Raw genomic sequence first — 17213 nt, forward strand, 5'->3', positions numbered from 1 at the left:
AATTTGACAGTTACTTTTGATCAACTCAATGATATCAGAGATATATCAGAAGCCTTTAACCCCCCTCACAAGGGTAGGTTTTTTACATTGAGACTTATAATCGGGAAAGACAAGGCAGACGAAGAATTAAAACCCATGAAGATTTATTTAGTTATCTATCAAAAAGCGTTTAATGCAGCACAGCAGGGGAGGAGATTAGTATGATTTTAAACTCAGCCAAATTTGATATATTTGCCAACGGGCGTTAACTTCCCCTTGGGCTTGGTCTAACAACTGTTTAGCAAGCGGATGACTCTTGGTTAACATCTTGAAGCGATTTTCTTGATACATGGATGCTTCTACCGATTGGGTAGGCGATCGCATATCCAAGGCTTCAGCCCTGAGAGTGTCAATTATCTGCGCATTGGTAATAGTCCCACATCAAATGTTTTTTGGTCAATCCAGACTTTTTTTGATGTAGAGATGTGGTATTTCTACATCTCTACATCTCTACATCTCTACACTAGATTATCTCCTATCCCTGATTACCTCAGGGAGTGTGTAGGGTTAGCTAAGTTAAAATCTATCACCAAAGTCATCCTCAAATCCATCGCCAAAGCCGCCACCTCCGTCTCTTTCACGGAAGTAGGAACCACAACGGGGGACGATGACACGCCGAGGACAGCGTCGTCTTCCTCCACAGAGCAGCTGTTGCTCCTCTGTGGTCAATTCAACCATAAATTCTGGTGCGATGACTGCTAATGTCATAATTATTTACCTCACTTACAAATTAGGTGGTAAGGATATCGCTACCTAACTACATAACTGTAAGAACTGCTGATGAATAATTCATAACACTCAAGGTATAACCTATACTCTACCCAAAGACCAACCTATTCAAACAGTCAGGTGTTTGACTAGTAGTTTACATGATCATGGGCGGATAAGATGACCTGTTAATGGCTTGGGCATTGAGAATATAATGACAAAAGATTAAACAGTAGGTGATATCATGACTTATCAAAACATTATTACAATTGAACCAGGAAAACGCAGTGGTAAACCTTGCATTAGAGGAATGCGGATCACAGTGTACGATGTTTTGGAATATTTAGCAGGTGGGATGACAGAAGCAGAAATTCTCGCAGATTTTTCAGAACTGACATCTGAAGATATTAAGGCTTGTCTTGCTTTTGCTGCTGATAGAGAGAAAAAGTTATTTGTTGCATCTATATGAAATTGCTATTAGATGAAAATTTGTCAGACCGGATTGTTGATCAAATTATCGATTTGTATCCTGATTCTCAACACGTTAAAACTTTACAACTTACAAATACTGATGATGCCATTATATGGGAATTTGCCAAAATCAATAGTTTTGTGATTATATCCAAAGATTCTGACTTTCATCAACGTAGTTTACTTTATGGTCATCCACCTAAATTTATTTATCTGCGTATTGGTAATAGTCCCACATCAAAGATTGTGCATATTTTAAGAGATAATTTGAGCACAATTACCCAATTTGATAGCAGTGACACTGAAAGTATTCTGGTATTAACTTAATTATATTTGGTGGATATTGCAGCGCCATATTTTATTAGATACACATCAAAGCTCAGTTTGTCGCGGTTTAGTTTGTTCGTCCCATATTTTCAACCCAATACGGAAAGTTTTCAGGCGAATTTCATTACTGTTATAAGACGTATCTTTGTAGCGAATTGATACGCCTTGGGAGATGTCCATAAGTTTTAGAGATGGAGACTGGATATAGATTTATTCATATATTTCTAACTGCATCCGAATCAAAAATCAATAATATAGCAATTCTAAATGATACGTGAGAGTTCAACAAGCCTCAAATGCTTATAAAATAAGGATTTTTATCTACGTATTTTCTCACGATTTGGGTAGGATTGCTATATCATATCTCATCCCAGAGTAATTGCGATCTGCTTGCAGCCGAGTTTCGCAATCGCTCGGTTCTAAGTCGTTCCACTCGCAGTGACATAGCAGAGCATCCATGACTACAAAAACCACAGTTATCTTTACGACATATCAGACGACCACACTCACGGCAATTTTTCTCCTTACCAATTACCAATGGTCTATATCCACATTTTCCTTTCCCATCTATCCATCCACCACAATATGCCAAAATTGTTGTTAGGTTATCCAATTCTGAACGTTTTCCTTGTAGTAATCCTTGACCAGAGAATTTAAATATTTTGAATTCATTTATTTGTGATGATTGACGATTATCCCAAAGGATTGTTAATGTATCACAAAAATCTTTGATAATGTGTAAAGGGTCGTATAGTTTGAGAGGATTGCTTCTGTCTGTGTCGCTTGTGTATATAAGTTTTAAATATGCTTGAGGACTATAATCACCTGCTTGGTAAGAGAGCATTGATAAAAAATGCGTCAATATAGACAGGAATAAATATGGCAGAGTAGTTCGTTTTGTAGGAAGATTAATCAACCGATTGATGAATTCGACTTGCCACTGCGGTAAATTATCAACCCAACTCCGTGGTAATTGACGTTTTGCTGCAATAAATAAAGGTAGAAAATTTTGAGCTACAGATGATACTTCTTCCCAAGTAGGTATATCCTGATAATGTAAATTTTGTAATTCTGTTAAGATTGTATACTGTTCCCGATAAAAACGCTCATCATAATCAAATAGCCAAGGAGGTAAGTATTTATTAGTATCAGATCCCCTGGGCATATTTATGCTTATCAATCGGTCATTAAAGATTTGCTCTAGTTCCGTTAGCTTTGTTCTATCAAAACTACCTAATACTTGAGGATCTTGAACATTAAAATTAGGTTTTTCTGTCCCACCCATATATCTTTGTTGAAGGTACGGGGATAAAACACCAACGATTTTGACATCATTAAGACGGGACTCTTTGAATTGGGGAACACAAAATTCTGAATAAGAATCTGAATTAAAGCTTTTTCTACTATTTTTAACATCAAGTAAATATTCGGAATCTAATCTAATATCACCCAATCTCCAGTCTTGACTTTGTGAATTAACTTGGTGAATTGAAATATCTTCTACCTGATACCCTAAAGCTTGATAAAATTGGATTACTAATTTCTCAGCACCACGGGCTGAAATCATTTTTCCTGCCGTATGATTATTATAATCTACACTAGAATCCCATTGTGTTATTAACAACCTATCTAGTTCATTCAACTGATATAATTGATTCCAATTATGAGAAATATATCTCTTGTAAGGATAATCACTTTCCTTAAAACGAGAAATCATATTAAGTAGTTTTTGAAATCGGTTTCTGATAATAGTTCTTTTTCTTTCTATGGGTGCAATATGCCAGAGAAAATTTTTATAAGCTAAATTTTCTTGTAGATATTGAACTTGATCCCAATAAATCTGACGTTCTCTTTCATTAGCTTGTTCTATTTTTGTAATTAGTTCATCTATTAATTTCTGTCTTACATCTTCTTCTACTAAATTAATATATTTATTTATAAATAAAATATAACTATTTGCACCGGAGGAATCCAATCTTAAGTACGAACGTAATGTCGAAGAAATAATTAAAATATTTGGCAGTTTTACAGCAATTTCACTAATTATAAATTTTTTTTGGATATCATCTGCATATTGTAGTTTATTAACAACAAAATTTTCCGCTGTCTCTAATGGTAAAGACAATAAATATTCAATAATAAAATTTTTAAATATTGGGAATATATTACTATTAGCATACTTCTCAACTATTCCTTCATCATTATCAACTTCTCTGACGTCATTAATTGTTCTTAATAGGAATGGCACTAGTTTATATCTTATTTCTTGTTCCTCTCCCAATATCTCAGCCATTTCCATAGCTTCTTTATCCTTAGTTTCCTTAATGTTAAAAGCAACAAGACTTCCACTTTGATAGTAAGTGTTTCTACTGTAATTGATTTGACAGTTATCATCATAGATAATCTGCCATGTCCCCCCAAATTCAGACCTCTTAATAACACCAATAAAGGTTCGTACTTTCAGGTTGATTGCTCGATTACGCCGTGAATCAGTATCAAACTGAACATAAACTCCCTTTCCTCTGTTTCCCTCTATAATTTCTTGTATATCCAATGGAACATCATATCGCTCAACACGAATACCTCGTGTATTTTCTTCTCCCAAGGGAGTAATATAACCAAAATTCACTTGAATGTTATTCCTATTAACCCCACCAAACCAATCAATTTTACCTAGCATCATTTTTATTATGATTTACGTATTAGATTTAAATTACAATTCAATTAATACTCATCTGAAAAAGCATGAGGATTAAACGCCTGAGCAGTGACGATATACCGTAGCATAAGTAGCCAAAACTTCGCCGGATTTTGTATCGTTAATAACTGTGGCTTCTCAATTTTGCTGAAGATAGTAAAGCTTGTCTTGCTTTTGCTGCTGATAGAGAGGAAAAGTTTCTTGTTGCATCTATATGAAATTACTATTAAATGAGAATTTGTGAGACCGGATTGGATATTGCAGCACGATATTTTGATATTTTATTATATACCCATCATGGGTCAAAGTATTTTAACTAATAGTAACTATTATACAGCATATTGCGGAAAAAATACCCACCCCACAAAAGTTTGATTATTCATACAGGGAGCAGGGGCGGGGTTGGGGTATCAATTGTCATCAACAAGGAAATATTACCGATTAGCCAAATATTGATACATTTGCCAACGGGCGTTAACTTCCCCTTGAGCTTGGTCTAACAATTGTTTAGCAAGTTCCGGGTGACTCTTGGTCAACATCTTGAAGCGATTTTCTTGATACATGGATGGTTCTACCGATTGGGTAGGCGATCGCATATCTAATTGCAGAGGATTTTTACCTTGAAGTTGCCAGTCTGGGTTATGGCGATACAACAACCACCTACCTGATTCTACCAGAGATTTCTGATGATTCATCCCTGTAGTCATATTAATGCCGTGGGCAATACAATGGCTGTAAGCAATAATCAATGAAGGACCATCAAAAGCCTCTGCTTCCAGAAAAGCCTTGAGGGTATGTTCATCTTTGGCACCCAAAGCCACACTAGCCACATAAACATTACCATAGGTCATAGCCATCAAACCTAAATCTTTCTTAGGTGCGGGTTTACCACTAGCAGCAAACTTCGCCACCGCAGCCTTGGGCGTGGCTTTGGATGATTGCCCCCCAGTGTTAGAATAAACTTCTGTATCCATGACCAAAATATTCACATTTCGCCCACTGGCTAACAGATGGTCAATACCGCCAAAGTCAATATCATAAGCCCAACCGTCACCGCCCACAATCCAAACACTCTTCCTGACTAAGTAGTCAGCTAGGGACTTGAGACTGTGAACTTGGGAGATGAGACGGGGGTCAGAAGTGGTAATTTGCTCTAACTGTTGTTTGAGTAACTCTACCCTTTCCCGTTGTTCCCAGATTTCCGCCTCTGATGTTTGTGTAGCTGTCAAGATAGAATTAACAAGTTTGTCTTCTAGTTGACTTCCCAAACTTTGCAATAACTCCGCTGCAAATTCCGCCTGTTTATCCAAGGACAGACGGAAGCCAAAACCAAACTCGGCGTTATCTTCAAATAAACTATTAGACCATGCGGGTCCGCGTCCTTGAGCGTTGGTTGTCCAAGGAGTAGTAGGGAGGTTTCCCCCATAAATAGAAGAACAACCCGTCGCATTCGCAATCACCGCGCGATCGCCAAACAATTGTGTTAATAACTTTAAATAAGGTGTTTCACCACAACCAGCACAAGCACCGGAAAACTCAAACAGTGGTTCTTGTAGTTGTTGTTGGCGAATTTGGTTCACTTTTAACTGTCTGCGGTCAGGGTGAGGTAAACTCAAGAAGAAATCCCAGTTTTGGCGTTCTTGTTCCCGTAAAGGTAACTGGGGAGCCATATTAATGGCTTTCTGGGACGGTTCAACCTTACTTTTAGCCGGGCAAATATGTACACAGATAGCGCATCCTGTACAATCTTCTGGGGCGACTTGAATAGTAAATTTCTGCTGACTAAAACTCTTATCCTTAGCATCCACAGATTTAAAGCTACCCGGAGCATTAATTAACTCATCCGGTAGATAAACCTTAGCCCTAATAGCACTGTGGGGACAAACCATCACGCACTTACCACATTGTACGCAGATATCAGGTTCCCATACAGGTATATCTTCAGCAACGTTACGTTTTTCCCATTTAGCCGTACCAGTGGGAAAGGTTCCATCAGCAGGTAATGCACTTACAGGTAATTCATCACCACGCCAAGCCATGATTTCACCCAGGACATCCCGGACAAATTCCGGCGCACTGTCTAGTAATTCGAGCTTTTGGGTTTTGACCTTTGACTTTTGCACTGTTGGGGGTATATCAACTTTATGTAAGTTAGTCAGGGTGTTATCTACTGCTTGTAAGTTCTTCTGGACAACTTCCGACCCTTTCTTACCGTAAGTCTTTTTAATAGCTGTTTTAATTTTACTAATTGCTTCTTCTTGGGGTAACACACCTGCTAAGGCGAAAAAGCACACCTGCATAATAGTGTTAATTCTCCCACCCATACCACTGTCACGGGCGACTTGGTTGGCGTTAATAATGTATAATTTCAGTTGTTTACTGATAATTTCTTCCTGGATTTTGGGGGGTAGATGTTCCCAGACTGTATCCGCACTATAGGGACTATTCAGCAGTAAAGTGGCTCCCGGAATGGCAGCTTTTAATACATCTACCCGTTCCAAAAAGCCCCAATGATGACAACCAATAAAGTTAGCTTTGTCTATGAGGTAAGTGGAGCGAATTGGTACCGGACCAAAGCGCAGGTGAGAAACCGTCATTGACCCAGACTTTTTGGAGTCGTAGACAAAGTAACCTTGGGCGTAGTTGTCAGTTTCTTCCCCAATAATTTTAATAGAGTTTTTGTTAGCACCTACTGTACCATCGGAACCTAAACCATAAAACATCGCCCTAACAACGTTATCTGCTTCCGTGGAGAAGTTGGGGTCAAAACTCAAAGATGTATGATTGACATCATCATTAATGCCAATAGTAAAGTGATTTTGCGGTTGTGCTTGCGCCAGATGATCAAAAACTCCTTTGACCATAGCTGGGGTAAATTCCTTGGAGGACAGACCATAACGACCACCGATCACTTTGAGTTTGTTTCCCCCTGCTTCATGAATGGCGGTGACTACATCTAAATATAAGGGTTCCCCCGCGCTCCCCGGTTCTTTGGTGCGGTCAAGGACGGCGATCGCCTCTACACTCTTAGGTAAGACCGCCATAAATCTTTCCACATCAAAGGGGCGATAGAGTCGCACTTTCACTACTCCCACCTTTTCCCCCGAGGCGTTAAGATAATCTACAGTTTCATGGACAGTTTCACAACCCGAACCCATGAGAATAATTACCCGTTGTGCATCCTCCGCACCGTGATATTCATAGATTTGGTAATATCTGCCTGTAATTTCCCCAAATTCATCCATGAGGCGTTGGACAATAGCAGGAGTTGTGTTATAATAGGGGTTAGCAGCTTCCCGGGACTGAAAGTAAATATCTGGATTCTGGGCTGTACCCCGCAATAGCGGACGGTCTGGGGTGAGGGCGCGGGCGCGATGGGCTAAAATTAGATTTTCTTTAATCAGCGATCGCAATTGTTCATCTGATAATAAATTGACTTTCTGCACTTCATGTGATGTGCGGAAACCATCAAAGAAGTGCATAAATGATACACGTGTTTCCAGAGTAGCAGCTTGGGCGATGAACGCAAAATCATGACTTTCCTGCACCGAAGCGGAACAAAACAGGGCGAAACCTGTAGCACGGCATACCATGACATCACTATGATCACCGAAAATTGATAAAGCGTGGGTAGCCAAAGAACGTGCGGCGACATGAACCACAGTACTAGTTAATTCACCGGCGATTTTGTAGAGGTTAGGTATCATCAACAGCAACCCCTGGGAAGCGGTGAAAGTGGTACTCAAAGAACCCGTTTGTAACGCCCCGTGTACAGCAGCAGCAGCGCCACCTTCACTCTGCATCTGGACGACGCTAGGAATAGTATTCCACAGGTTGGGACGGTTTGCAGCTGACCAAGCATCTGCCCATTCACCCATGGCTGAGGAGGGTGTGATAGGATAAATGGCAATTACTTCGTTTAATTTGTACGCAACACGCGCAACAGCTTCATTACCGTCAATGGTTGCAAAGTTCTGGTTCATGTGTGTTCTCTTTCTTTTGTGTGTAGCGATAGAGAATTTGGCAGATTTTATATGTATTTATCTATAATTTTGACTCTGTTGGGAATTCTATCATTTGCTAAATTTTGACATCTGTTGTAAATTAATTTTGTACTCACTCTTATCTGTGTGTGATGGTTGGGGTTTGGCGGTGTTGCTTATGAGTTTATGGGGTGGTGGTTCGGGTTTTTTAACGCAAAGGTACGCAAAGGTACGCGCAAAGGTAAGCAAAGGTTTACCTGTTCTAGAAGTAGAATATATTTATGGCTGGTAGGGTGATAGTTAACCATCTGAATTTTAGCCTCAACATTAATCCCATAATCAACTAGAATGCTAATATAACAAGCATTTGCCGGTTAAATATCCCATGCTGGAGACTCTACAAACACGATTTTACGAACTAGAACAATTTGCCAACGGATTAGTATCTTCCCAACTTACCCACATCAGTCTACTAAGTATTGGCATAATTTTTGCAGCTGGTTTACTTACTAGTCTTACCCCCTGTATGCTTTCTATGCTCCCAATTACTATTGGTTACATTGGGGGTTATGAAGCTAAAGGCCGCGTACAAGCAGCAGCTCAATCTACATGGTTTGCTTTAGGTTTAGCGACTACCCTGGCAGGTTTAGGGATTGTAGCAGCTTTTGTTGGTAAAGTCTATGGTCAAGTGGGAATCGGTTTACCAATTATCGTCAGTATGATCGCCATTCTTATGGGGTTGAACTTACTAGAAGCATTACCCCTACAATTTCCATCTTTAGGTGAAACTAAGTGGATTTCCTCAGATTTACCAGCGGGTGTGCGGTCTTATTCCCTGGGTTTAACCTTTGGTTTGGTTGCTTCTCCTTGTAGTACTCCAGTTTTAGCCAGTTTACTGGGTTGGGTGGCTAGTACACAAGATTTAATTATGGGCGCTGTGTTGTTACTATCATACACAGCCGGCTATGTAGTACCTTTGATTTTAGCCGGTACTTTTACTGCTACTATCAAAAAGCTGCTGGAACTCCGGCGGTGGTCTGGTTGGATTAATCCAGTTAGTGGGGTGCTATTGGTGGGATTTGGTGTATTTTCTTTAATTTCGCGGTTTCCCTTGAGCAGTTTTTAAGCAATGACTACAGAAAATTCAGCATTTACAGCATCTTGGTGGTCAGTACCGGGGCGAATATTGCGCAGGGAGGTTTTACCTGTACTCACTAATTTACGCCTAGCGATCGCACTTTTACTATTAATTGCTGTTTTTAGCATTAGCGGTACAGTCATCGAACAAGGTCAGTCACCGGCATTTTATCAGACTAACTACCCCGAACACCCAGCTTTATTTGGTTTCTTAACTTGGAAAGTAATTCAAGTCCTGGGTTTAGACCATGTATATCGCACTTGGTGGTACCTGGGGTTACTGATTGTATTTGGTGCTAGTCTGACAGCTTGTACCTTCACCCGTCAACTACCAGCTTTAAAAACCGCTCGTCGGTGGAAATATTACCAAGAACCGCGACAATTTCAAAAGTTAGCATTGAGTGCGGAATTAGATGATATTTCTGTGCAATCCTTAAAGGAAATCTTACACAAGCGCCAGTATACAATATTTCAAGAACCGGAAAAACAGGATATTCTTTACGCCCGCAAAGGAATTATGGGACGTATCGGACCTATTATCGTCCATGTGGGGATTGTCACCATCCTCCTGGGGGGAATTTTGGGAGCGATGACTGGATTTATTGCCCAAGAAATGATATCTAGTGGTGATACATTTCAAGTAAAAAACATTATAGACGCGGGACCATGGGCAAACTTCCAAAACCTCAAAGATTGGTCTGTGCGTGTAAATCGGTTTTGGATTGATTACACTCCCACCGGTGGAATTGACCAATTTTATTCCGATATGTCGGTAGTGAATAACCAGGGAGAAGAAATTGATCATCAAAAAATTTTCGTGAATCAACCCCTGCGCTACCATGGAGTCACATTTTATCAAACCGATTGGGGAATTTCCGCGATTCAGATTAAATTTAATAATAGCCCCATCTTTCAATTACCTATGGCTTCCTTAGACACAAAAGGTAAAGGAAGACTGTGGGGAAGTTGGATACCCACCAAACCAGACTTAAGTGAGGGGGTTTCCGTCATCGCCAAAGACTTGCAAGGAATGGTATTAATTTATGATTCCACAGGTAAACTAGTAGATACAGTCCGCACAGGAATGTCCACTAACATTAATGGCGTTAACTTAAAAATAGTCGATGTTATAGGTAGTACCGGATTACAAATCAAATCAGACCCTGGCATCCCCATAGTATACAGCGGATTTGCCCTATTAATGTTAGGCGCAACCATGAGTTATTTTTCCCATTCCCAAATTTGGGCATTAAAAACAAGCGATCGCCTGTATATTGGAGGTAAAACCAACCGAGCCCAAGTAGCATTTGAAAAAGAGATTTTAGAAATACTAGAAACCCTCTCATCCCCAGCAAAAACATAAAAGCAGACAGAGGAACCCTTTGCGTACCTCTGCGCTGACCTTTGCGTACCTTTGCGTTTAAACATCCTTCTGGTGACGCACTTCCACCACAGTATGGACATTACCACGGGGGGTAAAATCTGCCTTAATAGTCACTGCTAGCGGGTCACAAGCAGCCACAAAATCATCTAAAATTTGGTTAGCCGACTCTTCATGGGAAATATAGCGATCGCGGTAACTATTAATATAGAGCTTCAAAGCCTTTAACTCTACCACCCGTTGATCTGGGACATAGGTAATATAAATCGTAGCAAAATCAGGATAACCAGAAAAAGGACATTTACAAGTAAATTCTGGTAAAGTGATACTCACATCATATCGCCGACCCACACGGGGATTAGGAAAAGTAATTAATTGACCTTCTGCAATTTCCCGTTCTCCATACTTCATTTCTGACTGTGACTCAGATACCGTTTCCGATGAATAATTGTTCATACTTTCAAAGATATATAAATAATGGCTCTAATTTTCTTTTTCCCAATCAGGACAATTTTCATCATCCCACCCATGGGGATGCATAGCACAGACTAACAAATTACCACCGTAAACTTGACCGTGATAATTCTGACAACCTATACAAGCAGCATTCCTTTGTGGTGTTGCTTCTACTCCGTAGGGGAAACCAATATCTGTATCTATCATCACATCTTCCAGTTCCCAGTAAACCTCCAAAATAGGATCTGTTAGTTCCTGTAAATACTGGTCAATTTCCGTAGCTATATAATTTTGTACCTGATCAGATAATTCTTCGCTAACTTCAAAAAATCCATCTATCATGTCACTTACTTCCAGTAAAAAACGCTCTACTTCATCAGCTACAGTTTCCAGGATTTCCCCTAAGTTTTTTTGCCATTCTTCCATAAACCTACGCCCTTACTGAATGTCAACAGGACGTTTAGTGCTACCAGGCTTGCACCACTATAATACATCCTAGTCAATGTATATTATCAAATTTCTGCACTTAAGATTCCCGGTTTTCTGTGAAACTTCACTATCTCTGGTAAACCGGATGATTCATTTATCTTAACTCAAACAAGAATACACCTAGTTTAAGTATCGCTAGTATTAAATACTACTTATCACGTTGCAGGTTTTTCAACTCTTCTTTTAGTTGGAGAACTTGCTCACGCAGTTTATCAACATTATTATTTGCATCTTGGGAATCTTTGACGGTTTCCCCTTCATCTTCTTCTAAAATTTCAATGCGGCGGGGTTCAGAGGCTGGTTTTTGCTCCGCCGGAGTTTCACTAGATTTCGGCGACTGTTGGGCTTGTTTCATCATATCTTCGACAAAACGCCGGGCTTCTTCCGTGTTCATTTCGCCCTTAGCCACCATGTCATCCGCCAGGTTCTGGATTTGCGATCGCAGTTCACCCAACTTACCCCCTGCTTTCTCAGTGGCGTAAGCAGCCAATCCTACACCCAAGTAAAAAGCTTTTTGAACAATATCTCCAAAACCAGGCATTGTTACTCAGCGCTGCTAAAAAATAGGGCGACCCGGATAATACGCCTACTATAAGCATCCCGTATTGCTGCTACCTTCCGGTCCTGACAAGATTTGGGCGTTACAGTCGCGTATGTCCAGGTCTACGACTACTATAACACTAAAATACCCAAAGTGTGTGTTATTCCACAACAATTTTCCATTCATAAAGCTGATAAGTCACACAGCCATGCTGCACCAATGGGTCACGAGCCACAATGGACTCTGCTTCATCCCTAGAGTCCGCCTCAAACAGTAACATTCCGCCCCTGTCTTCTACCCAATAGCCTGTGCGGGCTTTGTGTCCTTGAGCAATCAAATCCTCAACATAGGCTTTATGGGCGGGGACATATTGGTCAAAGGTGGATTTATCAACTTTACCGGCTTCAATTTTCACAAACAAAGGCATTTAATTAGTACCTCGTAATTTTTTGTATCTGATTGTGAAGTAAAGTTACCTCAAAACTAGCTCATTCATCCGCAAGACTCGATATTTTTTCTTGATCCGGGAAAGACTGGTAAAATCTACCCAGAGAATTGAGAATAAAATACCATGAGTACAACTAAAGGTGCTGATGCCATCGATGAAGCGATCGCCCAGGGAATTGATTTTGATGGTTCCCCCATTCCCCCAGAAAAACTAGAACTGTATAATCAGGTGATGGGATTAGAGGCCAATAGACAACGCAGTGGTGTATCGAATACCATGCGATCGCGGATTGTGCGCATTGGCGCTAAACACATTCCACAACCAGAACTAGATCAAATGCTGGTAGAAGCAGGTTTTGCGCCCCTCAAACCCAAAGAAATCGCTTTTTTCTACGCCGGTAAATAAGTTAACATACAAAAAAAGACAGGCATTTTGCCTGTCCTCACACTCATTGATTTAGCAAAGAATTTAGAAATTAAGTTCAGCCGCTTGGACTTTTTCCACTTGCTTCTTCTTGAGCACAAGCATAACTTGAGCTAACATCACAAGAGCAATGAAGGCAATCAATCCTTGAACCCTTGCGGAATTTTGCAATACAATTTCTACATCTTTCTGACCAAATCCACCCACATTGGGGTTATTAGTCAAAGCATCACCAGCAGTAACAGATTGTCCTTCGGAAACAATCAATTCTGGACCGGGGGGAATGGTATCAATAATGGTATCGCCAGATTCTGTTTGGATGTTAACTAGATATTTGGCACTACCATATTCATCTTCTTGTTTCGCAATCTGAGTAATTGTACCAGTAGCGGAAGCATTGTAAATGGTATTATTGCTCTTTTCGCCAGTAGGATAAACTTGTCCACGTCCACGGTTTGCGCCTAGGTGAACTGAATATTTACCGAAGTGAATATTTTTATCGGTAGCTGGGTTAGGAGAAAGAACTGGGAAGACGATTTCTTGATACTGTTCACCGGGGATGGGTCCTACAAGCAGCACATTCTCCTGGTCTTCAGTGTAGGGTTGGAAGTAAACATCACCTACTTCCTCTTTAAGTTCCTCAGGAATGCGGTCTGCTGGTGCAATTTTGAACCCTTCGGGTAACATCAGTACAGCGCCGACATTCAAGCCAACTTTAGAACCATCAGCCCCAACCTGTTGGACGCTGGTATCATAGGGGATTTTCACCACTGCTTTAAACACAGTATCAGGTAGAACTGATTGAGGAACTTCTACTTCTGCTGGTTTAGCTGCTAGGTGACAGTTAGCGCAAACAATCCGCCCTGTCGGTTCCCGGGGAGTTTCAGGATAGGTTTGTTGAGCCCAAAAGGGATAAGCGGCGGCGCTTTGAGGTAAGGCTAGATCGCTAGTCAAGTAAAATGTTAAGGTAGCGATCGCTATGAGCAATGTTTTGACCATTGCTTTAGCAGTGCGAGTCACACTCGCTGTGGTACAGGCATTTCTCATCTCTATAAGGACAATGATTCTCTGGTTAACTGGTCATTGGTGATTAGTCGCGGCACTTAATTAAGACCACCAAGGTTCTTCACCGGTACGGAAGTCGGTTTCAGTCCAAGGGGTCAAGACGATTTTGTCATCTTCTGCTTTGGCGTGTGCGAGAGCCAAAGATAGCGGTGCTGGGCCTCTGACCACCTTACCAGTTGCATCGTACTGGGAACCGTGACAAGGACACTTAAACTTGTTCTCTGCTACATTCCAGGGAACAACACAGCCTAAGTGTGTGCAGATAGCATTAATACCGTAATCAGCAATAGCTTCTTTGCTTTCTACCACAATATAGGTGGGGTCTCCCTTGAGTCCTTGAACTAAGGGGCGATCGCCTACGTTATGGCTTTCCAGAAACTTACTTACACTAACATTATTACCCAACTCGTCTTTTGCTGTGGTACCGCCACCCGCGCCACCGCTGGCAGGTGGAACAAAGTACTTGACTACAGGGTACAATGCACCCAGAGCCACACCAGTTACAGTTCCAAAAGTCAACAGATTCATGAACTGACGACGCCCCATATCGGGTACGTCCATTGATTCAGAAAATTGAGCCATAATCTACGCGCTCTTTGTGTATTTTGTTCATCATGCTTACAAGAGTACCAACACTTGAGCAACTCCTGTTTAAGTCGAAATGCCAAGGACTACAATGATGCTAAATTTCTTTATTTCAAGATATATTGAGCATCTGTTCTCTTAGCATTACATTTCTTTATATCTCTATCATACTTGAGTCACGGAACGTAACATCATAACTAAATGTAAAATCTAATGGAGGAAAGCTATGACAGGAAAGGAATTACGCAAATTATTACTTGACAAGTGGGGATACTCCTATGATCTGCAGTTCCGCCGCACAAAAGGCAAGATATTTCTACAAATCATGTGGAAGTATCTTGAGCAAGCTTCTTTTCCCTTGACTGAGGCGGAGTACCAAGAACATCTTGATAGCATTGCTAATTATCTTCATGCCTTGGGTGGTGCTGTGCAAGTGCAAACATTTATTACCCAAACCCGGGAGCGTCCCCGTTTAGGTAAGGCTGTGAGTATTCCTCTTGATTTAGGCGAACGCGCATCGGAATGGATGATGTGATATAATTCCCTACACCCCTACATAGACAATTAGGGGCAAGTATTAAAACTTTTAGCACCCAATCTGACTTGATATCTTGATATAAAGCCTTTTTCAGGCTCATGAAGTACACACCAATTCCCTATTCCCTATTCCCTATTCCCTATTCCCTATTCCCTATTCCCTATTCCCTGTTCCCTGTTCCCTGTTCCCTCAAACTAAAAAAAATTGTCCCTCACGAGCATGGGAAATGCTATATTTAATAAATTTGCCAAAACCATCGTTTTTTTCTTTTGAGGATTCACCCATCTGACCTATCTGATGATTTACCGTTATGATTACACCCTTGAAACTAATCAGCCTCAAGGGTTATAATAAAATAAAATGCCAGGAACCAGACTTGAACTGGTGACACGAGGATTTTCAGTCCTCTGCTCTACCAACTGAGCTATCCCGGCTGGTTGATTTATTTAACCAACGATTATTTAATTTAGCACAGGCAAAAGAGTTTGGCAAGGGGTTGGAGGAAAAAAATTTCCCAAGATTTCAATTTAGTTTCAACTTCAACTTCACTGACAAGAAAACAGCCAAAAAAAACAAAAACTGCACCACCACAATACTAGGCCCTGATGCCAGGTTAAAAACACCCGAAACCATAATACCAGCAATGCTTGTGGTAGAACCTATGATGATTGATAACACCAAAAAGCGGTGAAAGTGATGACTCATCAACTTGGCTGTAGAAGCGGGAATCACTAAAAAAGCATTGACTAGCAAAACACCAACGGCTGTAATTGTCACAGCCACAGCTAGGGAAAGTAGCATTACAAAGGTATAGCGATACAATTGCACCGGAACCCCTTGTACTTGAGCTACATCCGGGTTAATGGTCAGCAAAATTTGCTGTTGCAGGGTGGAAAATAAAAATACGCCACTGACTACCAGCAAGACTAGCGTCACAATCAAATCTGTATTGTCGATGGCCAGAATATCCCCAAACAATACTCTCATTAAATTTCCCCGATAACCGGGGACGAAGCTAGTCAAGAGCAAGCCAATACTTAATGCTCCTGATAGCACTATTACCAGAACGCTATCGCTGGCTAAATCGGTTTTATCAATCAAATAAAGGACAACCACCCCAAATACTAATGTAAAGGGTAGTAGCATCAAAGTTGGATCCAACTGTAGCAATACCCCTAAGATCACACCAATTAATGCTGCATGACCCACAGCATGGCTGAAAAACGATAGTTGGCGCAATGTCGCAAAACTGCCCAGTAATCCTCCTAGTATTCCCATTAATACAGCACCGGCGATCGCTCGCTGCATGAAAGGAAATTGTAACAAATTTACTAAATCACCTCCAGGGGCGATCGCTACTAAGTTTGTCAGTAAAATCGAGTATAAGTACATAACGACAATCTATATAAGGTAAATCTTGAAAAACTCCCATCAAACAAATAAGATGATTAAAATTAGATTTAATTTTGAAACTGTAAAACATTGAGTATAATTTAAGAAAGATCACTATAGATATTAGTATTGTGCAAGACTTAGCAGAACAAATTATCAGCCCCGAAAAAGCTCAACGTATGGCAGAATTTTTTAGCTTTTTAGGAGATCCTAATCGTCTGAGGATTCTTTCTTTTTTAGCGACCAAAGAACTGTGTGTAGGTGATTTAGCAGGATTACTAAACATAAGCGAATCGGCGGTTTCCCATCAGCTAAGAAACCTAAGAGCAATGCGACTAGTCCGCTATCGTAAACAAGGGCGTAATGTATTTTATCACCTCCACGATCATCATATTTTCCATCTTTATCAGGCTGTTGCTGAACATTTAGATGAACCAGAATAAAAACAAAAATCAAAGTTATGGCAGAATTTCATTAGCAGTAAATTACCATAATATAGCATTTCCCATGCTCGTGAGGTACATTTTTTTTT

General features: G+C 40.5%; 19 protein-coding genes, 1 tRNA gene and 1 other RNA gene. 8 read left to right on the forward strand and 13 right to left on the reverse strand.

The genetic code is table 11. The features are described from left to right. Positions 1 to 195 precede the first annotated feature (195 nt). Positions 196 to 363 carry a hypothetical protein gene (locus tag PN457_RS07310; RefSeq protein ID WP_271732339.1) on the reverse strand — a complete coding sequence of 56 codons (168 nt, stop codon included), beginning with the start codon at positions 361 to 363 and terminating at the stop codon, positions 196 to 198. 192 nt (positions 364 to 555) lie between these two features. Further along, a complete protein-coding gene (locus PN457_RS07315; protein ID WP_271732341.1) occupies positions 556 to 747 on the reverse strand; it encodes a hypothetical protein in 192 nt (63 codons plus the stop codon). Between the two features lie 244 nt (positions 748 to 991). Here PN457_RS07315 and PN457_RS07320 point away from each other — a divergent pair, with 244 nt between their 5' ends. Further along, positions 992 to 1216: a DUF433 domain-containing protein gene (locus PN457_RS07320; RefSeq protein ID WP_271732342.1), complete on the forward strand. Its 225-nt coding sequence runs from the start codon at positions 992 to 994 to the stop codon at positions 1214 to 1216. Beyond that, positions 1213 to 1545: a DUF5615 family PIN-like protein gene (locus PN457_RS07325; RefSeq protein WP_271732344.1), complete on the forward strand. Its 333-nt coding sequence runs from the start codon at positions 1213 to 1215 to the stop codon at positions 1543 to 1545. Before PN457_RS07320 ends, PN457_RS07325 begins: the two co-directional genes overlap by 4 nt. 358 nt (positions 1546 to 1903) lie before the next feature. Here PN457_RS07325 and PN457_RS07330 read toward each other — a convergent pair whose 3' ends face one another. Both PN457_RS07330 and nifJ read right to left on the reverse strand, forming a co-directional pair. Further along, positions 1904 to 4228: a hypothetical protein gene (locus tag PN457_RS07330; protein ID WP_271732345.1), complete on the reverse strand. Its 2325-nt coding sequence runs from the start codon at positions 4226 to 4228 to the stop codon at positions 1904 to 1906. Positions 4229 to 4677: 449 nt separating this feature from the next. Next, a complete protein-coding gene (gene nifJ / locus PN457_RS07335) occupies positions 4678 to 8226 on the reverse strand; it encodes a pyruvate:ferredoxin (flavodoxin) oxidoreductase (protein WP_271732346.1) in 3549 nt (1182 codons plus the stop codon). Positions 8227 to 8353: 127 nt separating this feature from the next. On the opposite strand from nifJ, the gene PN457_RS07340 reads away from it, so the two are divergent. The 3 genes from PN457_RS07340 to PN457_RS07350 all read left to right on the forward strand — a co-directional run bounded on the left by PN457_RS07340 (position 8354) and on the right by PN457_RS07350 (position 10726). Beyond that, positions 8354 to 8518, forward strand: coding sequence for a hypothetical protein (locus PN457_RS07340; protein WP_271732347.1), 165 nt, complete (start codon positions 8354 to 8356; stop codon positions 8516 to 8518). A 93-nt stretch (positions 8519 to 8611) separates the two neighbouring features. Then, positions 8612 to 9352 carry a cytochrome c biogenesis protein CcdA gene (locus PN457_RS07345; RefSeq protein ID WP_271732349.1) on the forward strand — a complete coding sequence of 247 codons (741 nt, stop codon included), beginning with the start codon at positions 8612 to 8614 and terminating at the stop codon, positions 9350 to 9352. A 3-nt stretch (positions 9353 to 9355) separates the two neighbouring features. Next, on the forward strand, positions 9356 to 10726 hold the full coding sequence (locus PN457_RS07350) for a cytochrome c biogenesis protein (RefSeq protein WP_271732350.1): 1371 nt from the start codon (positions 9356 to 9358) through the stop codon (positions 10724 to 10726). Between the two features lie 57 nt (positions 10727 to 10783). Here the strand turns inward: PN457_RS07350 and queF are convergent, their stop codons facing one another. The 5 genes from queF to PN457_RS07375 form a co-directional block, all read right to left on the reverse strand. Further along, complete coding sequence (gene queF / locus PN457_RS07355; RefSeq protein WP_271732352.1) at positions 10784 to 11200, reverse strand: preQ(1) synthase; 417 nt, start codon at positions 11198 to 11200, stop codon at positions 10784 to 10786. Positions 11201 to 11227: 27 nt separating this feature from the next. Further along, entirely contained in the window at positions 11228 to 11626 is a 399-nt protein-coding gene (locus PN457_RS07360) for a hypothetical protein (protein ID WP_271732354.1), read from the reverse strand. A gap of 211 nt (positions 11627 to 11837) precedes the next feature. Beyond that, a complete protein-coding gene (locus PN457_RS07365; RefSeq protein ID WP_271732356.1) occupies positions 11838 to 12230 on the reverse strand; it encodes a phasin family protein in 393 nt (130 codons plus the stop codon). A gap of 26 nt (positions 12231 to 12256) precedes the next feature. Next, an RNA gene (gene ffs / locus PN457_RS07370) (signal recognition particle sRNA small type) lies at positions 12257 to 12353 on the reverse strand. A gap of 37 nt (positions 12354 to 12390) precedes the next feature. After that, positions 12391 to 12657: a YciI family protein gene (locus tag PN457_RS07375; protein ID WP_271732357.1), complete on the reverse strand. Its 267-nt coding sequence runs from the start codon at positions 12655 to 12657 to the stop codon at positions 12391 to 12393. 144 nt (positions 12658 to 12801) lie between these two features. On the opposite strand from PN457_RS07375, the gene PN457_RS07380 reads away from it, so the two are divergent. Next, on the forward strand, positions 12802 to 13083 hold the full coding sequence (locus PN457_RS07380; RefSeq protein WP_271732358.1) for a small RNA NsiR4-regulated ssr1528 family protein: 282 nt from the start codon (positions 12802 to 12804) through the stop codon (positions 13081 to 13083). A gap of 63 nt (positions 13084 to 13146) precedes the next feature. Here PN457_RS07380 and petA read toward each other — a convergent pair whose 3' ends face one another. Continuing rightward, on the reverse strand, positions 13147 to 14148 hold the full coding sequence (petA, locus tag PN457_RS07385) for a cytochrome f (protein WP_271732359.1): 1002 nt from the start codon (positions 14146 to 14148) through the stop codon (positions 13147 to 13149). Positions 14149 to 14208: 60 nt separating this feature from the next. Further along, the gene (gene petC / locus PN457_RS07390) at positions 14209 to 14748 is read right to left on the reverse strand and encodes a cytochrome b6-f complex iron-sulfur subunit (protein WP_271732361.1); all 540 of its coding nucleotides are present in this window, start codon (positions 14746 to 14748) and stop codon (positions 14209 to 14211) included. A gap of 229 nt (positions 14749 to 14977) precedes the next feature. On the opposite strand from petC, the gene PN457_RS07395 reads away from it, so the two are divergent. Next, positions 14978 to 15286, forward strand: a complete 309-nt coding sequence (locus PN457_RS07395; protein WP_271732362.1) for a DUF3067 family protein — start codon at positions 14978 to 14980, stop codon at positions 15284 to 15286. Between the two features lie 364 nt (positions 15287 to 15650). Here PN457_RS07395 and PN457_RS07400 read toward each other — a convergent pair. Further along, a tRNA-Phe gene (locus PN457_RS07400) sits at positions 15651 to 15723 on the reverse strand. Positions 15724 to 15811: 88 nt separating this feature from the next. Beyond that, the gene (locus PN457_RS07405) at positions 15812 to 16681 is read right to left on the reverse strand and encodes a metal ABC transporter permease (RefSeq protein ID WP_271732363.1); all 870 of its coding nucleotides are present in this window, start codon (positions 16679 to 16681) and stop codon (positions 15812 to 15814) included. Between the two features lie 179 nt (positions 16682 to 16860). Here PN457_RS07405 and PN457_RS07410 point away from each other — a divergent pair, with 179 nt between their 5' ends. After that, on the forward strand, positions 16861 to 17124 hold the full coding sequence (locus PN457_RS07410) for an ArsR/SmtB family transcription factor (RefSeq protein ID WP_334310751.1): 264 nt from the start codon (positions 16861 to 16863) through the stop codon (positions 17122 to 17124). The last annotated feature ends 89 nt before the right edge of the window (positions 17125 to 17213 follow it).

Origin of the sequence: Anabaenopsis arnoldii, assembly GCF_028331025.1 — a bacterium.
GTDB lineage: Bacteria > Cyanobacteriota > Cyanobacteriia > Cyanobacteriales > Nostocaceae > Anabaenopsis > Anabaenopsis arnoldii.

Coding starts and splice junctions, on each gene's coding strand:
- PN457_RS07310 (WP_271732339.1), bottom strand. CDS start 363: ATGCGATCGCCTACCCAATCGGTAGAAGCATCCATGTATCAAGAAAAT.
- PN457_RS07315 (WP_271732341.1), bottom strand. CDS start 747: ATGACATTAGCAGTCATCGCACCAGAATTTATGGTTGAATTGACCACA.
- PN457_RS07320 (WP_271732342.1), top strand. CDS start 992: ATGACTTATCAAAACATTATTACAATTGAACCAGGAAAACGCAGTGGT.
- PN457_RS07325 (WP_271732344.1), top strand. CDS start 1,213: ATGAAATTGCTATTAGATGAAAATTTGTCAGACCGGATTGTTGATCAA.
- PN457_RS07330 (WP_271732345.1), bottom strand. CDS start 4,228: ATGATGCTAGGTAAAATTGATTGGTTTGGTGGGGTTAATAGGAATAAC.
- nifJ (WP_271732346.1), bottom strand. CDS start 8,226: ATGAACCAGAACTTTGCAACCATTGACGGTAATGAAGCTGTTGCGCGT.
- PN457_RS07345 (WP_271732349.1), top strand. CDS start 8,612: ATGCTGGAGACTCTACAAACACGATTTTACGAACTAGAACAATTTGCC.
- PN457_RS07350 (WP_271732350.1), top strand. CDS start 9,356: ATGACTACAGAAAATTCAGCATTTACAGCATCTTGGTGGTCAGTACCG.
- queF (WP_271732352.1), bottom strand. CDS start 11,200: ATGAACAATTATTCATCGGAAACGGTATCTGAGTCACAGTCAGAAATG.
- PN457_RS07360 (WP_271732354.1), bottom strand. CDS start 11,626: ATGGAAGAATGGCAAAAAAACTTAGGGGAAATCCTGGAAACTGTAGCT.
- PN457_RS07365 (WP_271732356.1), bottom strand. CDS start 12,230: ATGCCTGGTTTTGGAGATATTGTTCAAAAAGCTTTTTACTTGGGTGTA.
- PN457_RS07375 (WP_271732357.1), bottom strand. CDS start 12,657: ATGCCTTTGTTTGTGAAAATTGAAGCCGGTAAAGTTGATAAATCCACC.
- PN457_RS07380 (WP_271732358.1), top strand. CDS start 12,802: ATGAGTACAACTAAAGGTGCTGATGCCATCGATGAAGCGATCGCCCAG.
- petA (WP_271732359.1), bottom strand. CDS start 14,148: ATGAGAAATGCCTGTACCACAGCGAGTGTGACTCGCACTGCTAAAGCA.
- petC (WP_271732361.1), bottom strand. CDS start 14,748: ATGGCTCAATTTTCTGAATCAATGGACGTACCCGATATGGGGCGTCGT.
- PN457_RS07395 (WP_271732362.1), top strand. CDS start 14,978: ATGACAGGAAAGGAATTACGCAAATTATTACTTGACAAGTGGGGATAC.
- PN457_RS07405 (WP_271732363.1), bottom strand. CDS start 16,681: ATGTACTTATACTCGATTTTACTGACAAACTTAGTAGCGATCGCCCCT.
- PN457_RS07410 (WP_334310751.1), top strand. CDS start 16,861: ATGGCAGAATTTTTTAGCTTTTTAGGAGATCCTAATCGTCTGAGGATT.